General features: G+C 60.8%; 9 protein-coding genes and 2 pseudogenes. 2 read left to right on the top strand and 9 right to left on the bottom strand.

All coding sequences use genetic code 11. The features are described from left to right. Positions 1–344: pseudogene (locus E5W87_RS20110) on the top strand (DUF763 domain-containing protein); the annotation flags it as partial. A 52-nt stretch (positions 345–396) separates the two neighbouring features. On the opposite strand, the gene E5W87_RS20115 reads toward E5W87_RS20110, so the two are convergent. The 6 genes from E5W87_RS20115 to E5W87_RS20140 all read right to left on the bottom strand — a co-directional run bounded on the left by E5W87_RS20115 (position 397) and on the right by E5W87_RS20140 (position 7,646). Next, a complete protein-coding gene (locus E5W87_RS20115; protein ID WP_292401247.1) occupies positions 397–840 on the bottom strand; it encodes a PPC domain-containing DNA-binding protein in 444 nt (147 codons plus the stop codon). A 135-nt stretch (positions 841–975) separates the two neighbouring features. After that, entirely contained in the window at positions 976–2,592 is a 1,617-nt protein-coding gene (locus E5W87_RS20120; protein WP_292401250.1) for a DHA2 family efflux MFS transporter permease subunit, read from the bottom strand. After that, positions 2,589–3,761 (bottom strand): HlyD family secretion protein, encoded by a 1,173-nt coding sequence (locus tag E5W87_RS20125; protein ID WP_292401253.1) that lies wholly within the window; start codon positions 3,759–3,761, stop codon positions 2,589–2,591. Before E5W87_RS20125 ends, E5W87_RS20120 begins: the two co-directional genes overlap by 4 nt. A 156-nt stretch (positions 3,762–3,917) precedes the next feature. After that, positions 3,918–4,856: an NmrA family NAD(P)-binding protein gene (locus E5W87_RS20130; RefSeq protein WP_292401256.1), complete on the bottom strand. Its 939-nt coding sequence runs from the start codon at positions 4,854–4,856 to the stop codon at positions 3,918–3,920. 18 nt (positions 4,857–4,874) lie between these two features. Continuing rightward, on the bottom strand, positions 4,875–6,587 hold the full coding sequence (locus E5W87_RS20135) for an HAD family hydrolase (protein WP_292401259.1): 1,713 nt from the start codon (positions 6,585–6,587) through the stop codon (positions 4,875–4,877). 87 nt (positions 6,588–6,674) lie between these two features. After that, positions 6,675–7,646 (bottom strand): SDR family oxidoreductase, encoded by a 972-nt coding sequence (locus E5W87_RS20140; protein WP_292401263.1) that lies wholly within the window; start codon positions 7,644–7,646, stop codon positions 6,675–6,677. A gap of 406 nt (positions 7,647–8,052) precedes the next feature. Here E5W87_RS20140 and E5W87_RS20145 point away from each other — a divergent pair, with 406 nt between their 5' ends. Next, positions 8,053–9,585 (top strand): FAD-dependent oxidoreductase, encoded by a 1,533-nt coding sequence (locus E5W87_RS20145; RefSeq protein WP_292401266.1) that lies wholly within the window; start codon positions 8,053–8,055, stop codon positions 9,583–9,585. Between the two features lie 80 nt (positions 9,586–9,665). On the opposite strand, the gene E5W87_RS20150 is transcribed toward E5W87_RS20145, so the two are convergent. The 3 genes and pseudogenes from E5W87_RS20150 to E5W87_RS20160 all read right to left on the bottom strand — a co-directional run. Then, entirely contained in the window at positions 9,666–10,412 is a 747-nt protein-coding gene (locus tag E5W87_RS20150; RefSeq protein ID WP_292401269.1) for a cycloisomerase, read from the bottom strand. Between the two features lie 254 nt (positions 10,413–10,666). Beyond that, positions 10,667–11,437 (bottom strand): TIGR01458 family HAD-type hydrolase, encoded by a 771-nt coding sequence (locus E5W87_RS20155; RefSeq protein ID WP_292401272.1) that lies wholly within the window; start codon positions 11,435–11,437, stop codon positions 10,667–10,669. A gap of 104 nt (positions 11,438–11,541) precedes the next feature. Then, positions 11,542–11,843, bottom strand: a pseudogene (locus tag E5W87_RS20160) (dihydrodipicolinate synthase family protein); the annotation flags it as partial.

An 11,843-nucleotide genomic window follows, 5' to 3' on the forward strand; every position in this document is an offset into this window, starting at 1 on the left:
GCGCGCCATGCCGTTTTTCCGATCCCGGCCGCTTCTCGCTGGCGCATGGCGGCAAGGACAGGCATCCGTTCCCCGTGCCGCTGAAGGTCTATGACGAGACGATCGGCGTGCTGAAGTCCGCCGTTCACAAGGCCAGGCTCGGCCGCGACGAGGAAATCGGTGCCTTGAAGCGGCTGGACGACCAATCGCGGCAGGTTGAGCGCTATGTCACAGGCCCCAGCCTGAAGGAAATCGTTGCCGGAGAGTTCGATCAGTCGCATCTGCTCGGCGGGCGCAGCGTGTTCGGCTGGGAGCCCGCACCCGAGGTGCCCGCGGACGTCAAGCAAATCAAACAACAGGGATAATCAGGCCCGGATCGCAATTCCGCGAACCTGGCCTGTCTGATCGCACTCGGCTTCAGGCATCCAGATCGATCAAAGCGATACCGAGTTCCGGACGCTTCCTGCGGCGCAGATGCCCAGGCGCTTCCACCAAAGTGACTTCGAGTGTCGGCCGAACGATGCCTTCGAGCAGATGTCCGCCCTTCGTGCTGCCGTCGCGCAAGCCGAGCACCGCGTGGACGTGAAGGCTGGGCTTGCCATCGTCGCCGATCGCAACATCGCCGATCGCGCTGAGCACCTCGCACTGTTCCTGGACGGGGATTTTCCGATAGGTTTTTTCGTTGAAGTCGAACCAGCCGACAGTCGCCCTTTCAAAGGCGCCGAGCGCGGTCAATGAGGCGCCGCCAATGTCCTGATCGACCGCGAAAGAGGTAAGCGTCGCGAACGCTTCTTCGCCAGGATCAAGCACCACCACGAACGTCCTTTGTCCGGCACTTTCGGCGACGAGCTGCGATTTCATGATTTCACTCCAGACGCCATCTCGGCTTTTACGTTGTCGTCTTTTCAGTCGACCGAGTTTGAACGAAATGACGGCTGGAGAGTTCCGAATACCAATTCGAAGCTGGCGATCGGACTGCGCGTCATTTTGGCCACCTCAAATTTCAGTTGGAACCTGGCGACTGCCAGGCTGTGGTTTTGGCGATCTAAGCAGCAAGGCCAAGGGCACGAACAGTGCCGTCGCCACCGCGCAATAGCGAAACACGTCGATATAGGCGAGCAACGTGGCCTGGCGGGCGATCAGTTGCCCGACCCAGCCGATTGCCTGCTGTTTTGCCTCAACCATGGGCGATCCCTGGGCGGCGAAAAATTCGGTCATCTGGCGAAGCACCTGTTGGTAGGCAGGGGCCGATTGCTCGGTATGGCCGACCAGATTCGACTGGTGAAGCTGCGACTGCTGAGCGATCACGGTGTTGGACAGCGACACGCCGATGCTGCCGCCGATGTTGCGGGCGACGTTGATCAACGCCGACGCCTGATTGGTCTTTTGCGGCGGCAGACCGACGTAAGCCGCGGTCGAAATAGGGATGAACAGGAACGGCAGTCCGATCATCAGGAAGACGCGCGCAAAGGCAAAGAAGTGGAAGCTGGCGTCCGGGGTGAGCGACGTCATATGCCAGAGGGCGATCGTAACCACCGACATACCCATCATGATCAGATATTTGGGCTGAACGAAACCGGCGGCAAATCCGGAAACAGGCATCAGCATCAGCATGGCGATACCGCCCGGCATCATCGAGAGCCCTGACAGCGTCGCTGTATAGGCGAAGGTGGTTTGTTGCAGCTGTGGCATGATCTGCGTTGTGCTGAACAGGACGGCACCGACAGCCATCATTACCAGGAAACACGAACCAAATTGGCGGGTGAACAGCAGGCTTATGTCGACGATCGGATCGCTGCGGCTGATTTCCCAAGGTATGAGCAGCAGGAACGCGATGGCGGAAATGACTGCAGTCGTCGCGATGAAGCTCGACGCGAACCAATCGTTGCGTTGGCCTTGGTCAAGGAACAGTTCCAGGCAACCAAGCGCCGTCGCCACCAGGACGAACCCGACCCAGTCGACCTTGAGACCACCGCGTAGCCGCTCCTTGCGTTCGCGTTCGAGCACGTCCGGCTCGACCACTAACCATTGCACCAGCGCCAGCGACATGATGCCGAACGGCACGTTGATGAAGAAGATCCAGTGCCAGGAGAAATGGTCGGTCAGCCAACCGCCGATCGTCGGTCCTACCGTTGGCGCGACGATGACGGCGATGCCGTAGAGCGCGAACGCCTGAGAGCGCTTTTCAGGCGGGAAGGTGTCGGCGAGGATGGATTGTTCGCTCGGCGCCATGCCTCCGCCGCCGAGACCTTGCAGGATCCTGAAGAGGATGAGCAACTCCAGATTGGGCGCCAGTCCGCACAGGAGCGAGGCGAGGGTGAAGGTCGCCACGCAAAGCATGTAATAGCGCTTGCGGCCAATCACGCTGGCCAGCCACCCGCTGACCGGGATGATCACCGAATTGGCGACGAGGTAGGTGGTGATGACCCATGTGCTTTCGTCCATCCCGGCCGCCAGGCTGCCGGCAATGTTGCGCAGGGCCACATTGGCGATGGAGGTATCCAGCACCAGCATGAAGGTCGCGATGGAAACAACGACGGCGATGAGCCAGGGATTGCGTCCGCCGGCGGCGGAGCGGCTTTCGCTCCGGTTCGTTGCCGCGTCGCCGTTCATCGCACCTTGACCGTCGGCACCACCGACATGCCTGGACCAAGAAGCACGTCGGGCGGCTTGTCGAAGACGATCTTGACTGGCACGCGCTGTACCACCTTGACGTAGTTGCCGGTGGCGTTTTCGGCCGGCAGCAGGCTGAAGGCGGTGCCGCTGCCGGCCTGGATGCTGTCGACGCGGCCATGGAAGGTCTTTTCAGGATAGGCGTCGACGGCGATGTCGACCGGCTGCCCGGGCCGCATCAGGTCGAGTTGCGTTTCCTTGAAATTGGCCTCCACCCAGACCTCGTCGGGAACGAACATCATCAGCACCTGGCCGGGCTGGGCATAGATGCCGTTGGCGGCCGAAATGCTCGTTGCGCGTCCGGCGACGGGAGCGGTGATGGTCGTGCGGGAAAGTGCCGTACGGGCCTGATCCTGGCTGGCCTTCGCCTGTTCGAGCCTGGCATCGGCTCCCCTGGTTTGCGCCTGCAGCACCGAGACCTGGCTCTTTGCCGCCGCGACATTGGCCTCGGCGCTGTCGTAGGCAGCCTGATCCTGATGCAGCGTCGAAGACGCCTGCTGTGCTTGTTGCTGCGTCCCGGTGCCCTTGGCGAGCAGTTCACGATTGCGCTGATCTTCGGCCTTGGCGAAGTCCAGCGCCGCCCGGGCTTGCGCCACCTGCCTCTGCGCCGCATCGATCTTGGCGTTTTGAGCCTCGATCTGGGCGGTGGCATTGCCGATCTCGGCCTGCGCCGCCGCGACACTGGCATCTGCCTGCTTGAGGTCTGCCCGATAGTCGCTGTCGTCTATGCGCAGGAGAATGCCGCCGGGCTGCACATGCTGGTTGTCGGCGACGGCGACCTCGGTGATCCGTCCGGCGATCTCGGCGCTGACGGTCACCGTGCGGGCATCGATGAAAGCATCATCCGTCCATTCGTACTGGCGGGCGTAAAGCCACCAGATCACGACTCCCGCAATGATGAGCAGGAACACAAGGGCAATCGCCGCTGTCCAATAGGGATGGCGTTTGGGAAAGCTGAGCAGACCGGTGTTTTGCGGCGGCGAAGCCTCCGCCTTTTCCAGGCCGGCTTCATCCGGTTTCGTGTCACGCTCTCGAACCCGGGCCGGTGCCTCCCGGGACTCGTCGGTGTTATCGAAATCCTGTTCGGTTCTGTGGGGTTTCGTATCCAACGGAATGGCTTTCAGGCAAGTCCGATGTGTCAGTTCCCGCCGGCGGCGGACGCGGGTCAACGAAAAGCCTCTGCAAAAAGTTCCTCATCTGAATGTGCTGAACCGGTTGCTCATGATCATCAGGCGCATCTGCGATCTGCCATCAGAATAGACGATTTAATAGTATAATTTGCTTCGATAAAGCGTTGAAAACATAGAGATAGTCATCGCTGGTTTCCAGCCGGCCCGAGCCGATTTGCGGCGTTGGGCCACCAAATTGGAAATGTAGCGTTGCAGGGAAACAGTGCCACGCTCGGGATTGGCGGGCAGTTCAAGCTCGTCCAGAGTGAGGGCGGTCATGCGCGCATACGACTCGGCAGCGGCCCTGGAAAAGCCCATGCTCTCAAAGGTCTCTTGCCATTTTTCAAGCGGTGCAGTCACGACCTGAATGTCTTTTCGTAACTCGTCGCTCAGACAAGCCGCGACATCAGACGCAGTATAGCGCGCCGGCCCTTCGACATAGTGGGTACCTGTCTGCTCGATCGGCTCTTTCAGCAAACGGGCGGCGGCGCGCCCAAGGTCGTCCGGCGCCACCATCGGCAATCTGAAGTCCGCCGGAAAAAAGGTGTTCACCACACCATCCTGCTCCGCAGTTTCAAGAGCAAAATCCCAGTTGCTCATATAGTATGCCGCCCGGATGACACTGGCAGGGATCGGCTGGGCGCGCAGTTGCTGCTCCAATTCGTAGAGGATGTTCAGGTCGCCACACCGGTCGCCGGGCTGAGCGCCGTAGGTTGATTGCGCGACGATCTTTCGTAATCCAGATCCTTCAAGAGCTGCAGTGATGGCGGCAACGGTCTTGCGCTCTTCAACGTCCGTGTCGGTCGCTGGGGCTGCTGACGGATTGAGCAGAAACAGGCGCTCGCCTTGACGAAAAACCTGACGAAGGGCCTCGCTGTCGTGGACATCCGCCACCGCGATTTCGGCGCCACGCCGGTTCCAGTCAGGGCCTTTGGATGGGTCGCGAGTTACGATGGTGACCGCTTCGCCCTGCTGTAAAAGCGACATGGCTGTAGCAGAACCAACATGGCCCGTGCCTCCGAGAATGATGTTCATGGCCACTCCTTTCGCTCCCTATTCATCCGGGGCGGTGGCGGGAGCCGTATAACGGCGACGTACTGCATCCAAAACGTGCTTGCGGCTTTCCTGCGCCGAGAGCATTTCGTCCTTCTCTGCCTCGGCGGCTTCCCGCGCCAGTTCCTTGTCCCTGATCTGATGGCGAAACCATTCGGAATAGTCGCCGGCGCGCAGGTGATGCTCCCAAGTCCCGTCGTCGATGCCTTCGGCGATCTGAGCGAAGATCATGAGGTTATGGGCCCGTAGGTTCATCGCGTTGTCGGGACCTCTGAAATAGAAGCTGCCGGCCTCGTCCAGTTGACCTTCCGCATATTTGCGGCTGTGACGCTTGAGCGACTGGCGCGGCTCGATCGCTTTTACCATGGCAATTTTCTTGCGGGTTTGCGGCCGCCAGAACAACACGCGCTCGCCTTTTGGCGACGGAATATCCTTTGGCGGCTTGGTGTCCGTCTCATGACAAAAGGCCTTGATGACATTCTTGGCCTTGGGACCAAGCGCAATGACGGCAGTGACCAGGCGCAGGGCATCGGTCGAAATCGCTTCCGGATGAACGGTGATCAGGACGGTGCCCGGCAATTCCAACGACAGGACGGCGCGTGTGTCGTCGCGCTTCTTGGGGAGAAGATGATGCGCCTCGTCGATGACCAGCCAATGTGGCCTCGCCGTACGGAAGCGAAAACTGCCAAGGCCGGGGAGCAGATCGGCAAAGAAGTCCGGTCGCTCATTGACCCGTAACGCCAGCCCATTGACGACCACACTGGTGTCCGGCTTCTCGATCAGGTCGAGCACTTGTGCCTTTGTTGGTGCGCTCGAGCCATCGCCTATCCGGACGGCACCTTCGAGGCCATCATAATCGCCTTCCGGGTCGAAAATGCAGAATTGAAAGTCGTTCTCGACGAAGCGTTCCGTCAGCGCTGTGGCCAAGGTGGATTTGCCGATGCCGGAGCTTCCGGCGATCAGAACCGTGTCGGTCGGCGTCAGATAGACTTCGTCGCCGCCGTCCGAGCCGAGAAGAATGCCGTCACGGCGTTTTCGAACAAGTTCCCGATCACGCTTTACCAATTTTTCGATCAGTTCCTCGACGCCTTTTCCACGCGCGCCGCGCGTCACAAGGTCCGCTGTGTCCTTGACCGCCGCAAGTGCATTGTCGACGGCGACGCTGCAGCCGCAGGCCTGCAGGAAGGCATGATCGTTTTCAGCATCGCCAATACCGACCACATTGTGTGGCGACAGCCGCAGATCCTCAAGTGCAGCGGCCAGCCCGGTTGCCTTGTTGATGCCGCTCGGCAGGATCATCACCGCGCCCTTGTTGAAGATGATTTCCAGCTCCAGCCCGAGTTTCTTGATGACCTCAAGAACTGTTGCCTGGTGTGGTTCCCAGGTCGCAACGATCGACCGTCCGACGGAAAGCGGCTTGACACCGTGCTTTTTCAGCTTGGCGACGAACTTGGGCGCCGGTGCTGGTGAAATCGTACGTTCTTCCTCGCTGGCAGGCGTGTAGATCAACGCCCCATTTTCGGCGACGACCTTGTCGAACAGGCCGATCTCGGGAAAAACGCGCTTGAGGTCGGGCAGTTCTCGTCCTGTGACGAGAATGAGCTTGCGGCCACTTTTCTTGACCCGTTCGAGAGCAGCAAGCGTCTTTTCAGCTACGATCCCCTCGTGCGCCAGCGTGCCGTCATAGTCTGTTGCCAAGGCAATGAAATACATCTGTCGACCATTTCATGTCTGAGATCGCCGCTACGCCGTCACACGCGAGAGGTCGCACGACGATCGAACTGAGCGGGCGACAAGCACTCAGTAGCCGCCGATAATCGGCAGTATTTCGCCGGTGATGTAGCTCGAGCAGTGCGGCGAGGCGAGGAACACGTAGGCGGGCGCGATCTCCTCCGGTTGCGCCGGCCGTTTCATCGGCGTGTCTGCACCAAATTTCGAAACGTCCCCGGCTTGCTTGTCCGACGGGTTGAGCGGCGTCCATACCGGGCCCGGCGCCACGGCATTCACCCGAATTCCCTTTTCGATAAGATTGCCCGAAAGCGCGCGCGTGAAGGCATGAATGCCGCCCTTGGTCATCGAATAGTCGACCAGTTGCTTCGAGCCCTCGATGCCGGTTACGGAGCCGCTGTTGATGATCGCCGAACCGGGCTTCATATGCGGCACGGCCTCCTGCGCCATGTGGAAATAGCCGTAGAGGTTGGTCTTCAGCGTCGTGTCGAAATGCTCTTCGGTCAGCTCGCTGAATTCGCTGGAATGGATCTGGAAAGCGGCGTTGTTGACCAGCACGTCGATCCGGCCGAATTCCTTCACCACCTTAGCCACCGCATTGTGGCAGTGGTCGCGCTCGCTGACGTCAGCCTTGATCAGGATGCAGCGCCGGCCTTCGGCTTCGACGGCCCTCTTCGTCTCTTCGGCATCCTTGTTCTCCGACAGATAGATGATCGCTACGTCGGCGCCTTCGCGCGCATAGAGCACGGCCACTGCGCGGCCGATGCCGGAATCGCCGCCGGTAATGACAGCCACTTTGCCGTCGAGCTTTTTCGATCCGATATAGAATGGCGCATCGTAAAGCGGCGCCGGCTCGATCGCCCATTCGTGCCCCGGCTTCGGCTGGTGCTGCTCTGGAAAGGGCGGTTCGGGATATTTGCGTGCTCCGGCCTGCATGGCGCCTTGTTGCTTGCCGCTGGATTTCGATTTGTCCTTGGCATCAATCCGACGCTGGATATGGCGCTGCTTGGCGGCCTCGCCGGCAATTTCCGATTTCATCTGCATGGCTGCCTCCTTGGCTTGGAGGATGAACAACGCATGTCCGGCGAAAAAGTTTACGCGGACGGCGTCATTCCTTCGGTCCGCGATGCGTTCGACAAGCGACCATTGCAGCCGCGGCAACGAGTGATGGGCGCCACCTAGCCTTCGACAAACCGCCGATGAGAATCGCCCTCCCGATTGGCAGCAGGCGCCGAATGTTCTTGATCGCAGCCAAAACGCCAGGAATCGACGGTGCGTACTGCCCAACTGGCAACGAATGACGCGGCCGGACGTTTGGGCACAAGCGGTGTCCGAGAACCTGAAGGCGCGCTGGCCAGGCAGAAGGTATTCCGAGGCTGGTGGCCTGAAGATTCCCGCTTCTCGTCCGTGAAGGCGATTTTGACACTGGATCGCGCCAAGGGAGAGGAAAATGGCTGAAGGTCATACCAAACCGAACGGGCCGGATCTGGTCGAGGGCATCGCGTTATCCGACCTTCCCGATGGTGGAAAGCTCCTCGGCCATTGCGGCGATGAGCAGGTGCTGCTGGTGCGCCGCGGGGCCGAGGTCTTCGCCGTCGGGGCGACATGCACACATTATGGCGGGCCGCTCGTTGACGGTCTTGTGGTGGAAGACACCGTCCGGTGTCCCTGGCATCATGCGTGCTTCGATTTGCGTACAGGCGAGGCCTTGCACGCCCCTGCTTTTAATCCACTCGCTTGCTGGTCGACGGAACAACGCGATGATCGGATATTCGTGGGAGAAAAGCGCAATCGGACGGCACCGAAGCAGCGCAATGGAAGCTCCGGCCAGGTTCCAGAGAAAATCGTCATTGTCGGTGGCGGCGCGGCCGGTTTCGCGGCGGCAGAAAAACTGCGGCGCGAACACTATCAAGGCAGCATTGTCATGCTCAGCAACGACGAAGCGCCGCCCGTTGATCGGCCCAATCTTTCCAAGGACTACCTCGCTGGCAAAGCACCGGAGGATTGGGTCCCGCTCCGCGGAGAAAGTTTCTACGCGAAGAACGATATCGACCTGCGTCTCAATGCGAACGTCGCCAGCATCGATACACGTTCTGGCGAAGTTGTGCTCGCGGATGGTGCCCGGACTCCTTACGACAGGCTACTCCTTGCGACCGGAGCCGAACCGGTTCGCCTGACAATACCCGGCGCCGACCAGCCACACGTTCACACGCTGCGCTCGTTCGCAGATTGCAAGGCGATCATCGAGCGAGCCACGACTGCGCGCCGCGCCGTCGTGCTTGGCGCCAGTTTCATTGGTCTGGAGGTTGCCGCGTCCTTGCGCTCGCGCGAGATCGAAGTTCATGTCGTGGCACCGGAAAAACGGCCCATGGAACGGGTCCTGGGTCCGCAAATGGGCGACTTCATCCGCGCCCTCCATGAGGAGAATGGTGTCGTATTCCATCTCGAGGACACCGCGAGCAGCATCGACGGCAGCAAGGTGAAACTCAGCAGCGGCGATACGTTGGCGGCGGACTTCGTCGTCGTCGGCATCGGCGTGCGACCGCGGACGGGGCTTGCCGAAACGGCGGGGCTCATCCTTGACCGCGGTGTCGTCGTGAACGCCTTTTTGGAGACGAGCGCACCAGGCATCTTCGCGGCCGGCGACATTGCGCGGTGGCCAGATCCTCACAGTGGCGAGAACATTCGGATCGAGCATTGGGTGGTTGCGGAGAGGCAGGGGCAAACCGCGGCCCTCAACATGCTCGGCCATCGCGAGAAATTCGTCGCCGTGCCGTTCTTCTGGAGCCAGCATTACGATGTTCCCATCAACTACGTCGGCCATGCCGCGCAATGGGACGAGATCGTGGTCGATGGAGACATCATTGCCAAGGATTGCCTGCTCCGCTTCAAGCGCGAAGGACGCACGCTGGCTGTCGCTTCGATCTTCCGCGACATCGAAAGTCTAGGGGCCGAGGTGGAAATGGAGCGCCAAATGACCTAGCGAAGCGCACGCTGTTATCCGCTTTCCGTAGCGATCAGGCTTCGCGACCCTGATCTGTCTTGCGTTCAAGCCGATCGGTTTCATTGCTCCTGCGTTGGGATCGGCGGCATCTGGACGACGATGACCACGCGCAGAGCACGGTCGATCGAATAAAGTGTGCGCGGTTGTGTCGGGTCCCACCCGAAGGCCTGGCCGTGCCCGGGGATGATGATGGTCGCGACATGCCGCAACACCGAGCCGGACTCGGGCAGGCGTAGGACGTAGAGCTCCGGGCGATCATGTCCCGTGACGTAGAGATAGCGGCCCGGCCCCCAGGCCCCGCCTGAAGCCGACATCGCGCCGAATGAATTGGGGACGGAAGTCGGAAACCGCCATGTCTTTCGCCGTCGCTGTTCATCGTATCTGACGACTGTGGTCGACGATTCGGCCTTGCGCGGATCTTGGGCGAAGCCGCCATAGGCCGCATAGCAGAGCCACCACGCACCCTCATGCCAATCGGCCCAGGTCAGCGCGCCCGGCGTGATGCCGAGGCTGCGATGTCCGACATGTTTCAGCGTCGCGGCATCGAATATCTCGATCGAACTTCTCGCCGGCTTATCCGGATAGTTCGAATGAACGCAGAAGAGGAACGTTTTCTGGATCGCGCAACTGTTCAGATGGACGATGTCGCCGCTCCGGTCGGACCAGTTCGCCAACCTCCTGCCGGTTGCCTTGTCGTATTTGGTGATCCGTGTGTTGGAGATCCCGTAGAATGCGTGTGCATCGACGGCGACGCCCTGAAATGCGTCGGGAGCTGGAAAACGTCGAACCTCCCGTGCGTTCAACACGGGAACTGCTGCATCTCCTCCAGAGGTGGCTCCACTGGCATTGTCCGATATAGCCAGAGACAACCCGGCCAGGACGGCTCTCGCTAAGCCGCGGAAAGACCGGCGGAATTTGGAAAGCGAACCACGAACCATCGCAAAGCCGAAGGTGACACTGTGTTCGGCCATCGTAAAAGCAAAAGACTATCCTCGTTCCGGCCGCTCATTCCGCGCAGCACAAAGGTCCGGGGCTGCTGGCGCCGGTTCAGCCAGCGCAATCAGTCTCGGTGCGCAATGATCCAGTCGGTTGCCGCCGCGAGATCGGCGACGGTTGCGGTCGGGCGTGGATCAAACCGTTTCTCATCGCCCTGCCGGTATTTGCCTGTCCGCACCAGCAATGCGCCCGAAAGTCCGGCGCGCAGGGCGCCAGCTATATCCGCCTCGGCGTCGTCGCCGACCATGATCGCCTGATCCGGCGGACAGTCCATGCTTGCCAGCGCCGACAGAAAGAATGCCGACGAGGGCTTGCCGAGAACGGTGGCGCGTTTCAGGGAGGCAAATTCCAATGCCGCGACGAATGGCCCTGCATCGAGGCTGAGCGCGCCGTCGGCGTCCCGAAACGTCCGGTTGGTGGCAAGGGCCAGCAGTTCGGCCCCCGCACTCAGCTCACGGAACGCGTTATTCAACGTCGGATATGTGAAGGCGTCTCCGGCATCGCCGACGATGACGGCGCGCTTGTCGCGATCCGGCAGTTCGTCAAAGTCCGGCGCAAGGCCGGGGTGGATCAACAAGTATGGCGCACGGCCATTGCGAAGCAGCCATTCGCGTGCAGCGTGCGCCGGCGTGAAAACATCTGCCTCGGTAACGGTGAGTCCCATCGCCTCCAGACGTTCGAGAACCCTTTGTTTCGACGAGCGCGTGGTATTGCTTACGAAGCGTACGGCCAAACCGGCCTGGCGCAAACGCGCGACGGCATCGATCCCGCGTGGTATGGCGGTCTCGCCATCATAGATGACGCCTGCGAGGTCCAGCAGTACACCCCTTGTCATCACTTCAGCATGACCACGAGTCCGCCATGCGTCAAATCCGGAACAAAGGCCGTGGTTGTTCCTTTTTGATCAGGGCGGGCAGGCGCACTCGATTAACCGAGGGGTCACAACCACCATTCGGGAAAGGCCGTGCGCGCGGCTTCGGCCAGCGTCGCGATCTCCTCGTCGGGAACCGAGCTGTAAGGCCAGAGCAGTCGCGGGCCAAGCGGCGCCCAGCCGCCGGCCGCCGCCATCGCTTTGTCGAGCGCCGCATCGCTGACATCGTAGCGAGTGCGAAAAGGCAGTACGTGAGTGGCGAGAAAGGCCTGTATACGCGTCTCGACCTCGGCAGCGGCTGCCGCATCCGTGCGGATCATCTGCCACCACATCACCGCGCCCTTCGGGTTGAGGCAGGCGACGTTGGAAT

It is taken from the genome of Mesorhizobium sp. (assembly GCF_004962925.1).
Lineage (GTDB): Bacteria > Pseudomonadota > Alphaproteobacteria > Rhizobiales > Rhizobiaceae > Mesorhizobium.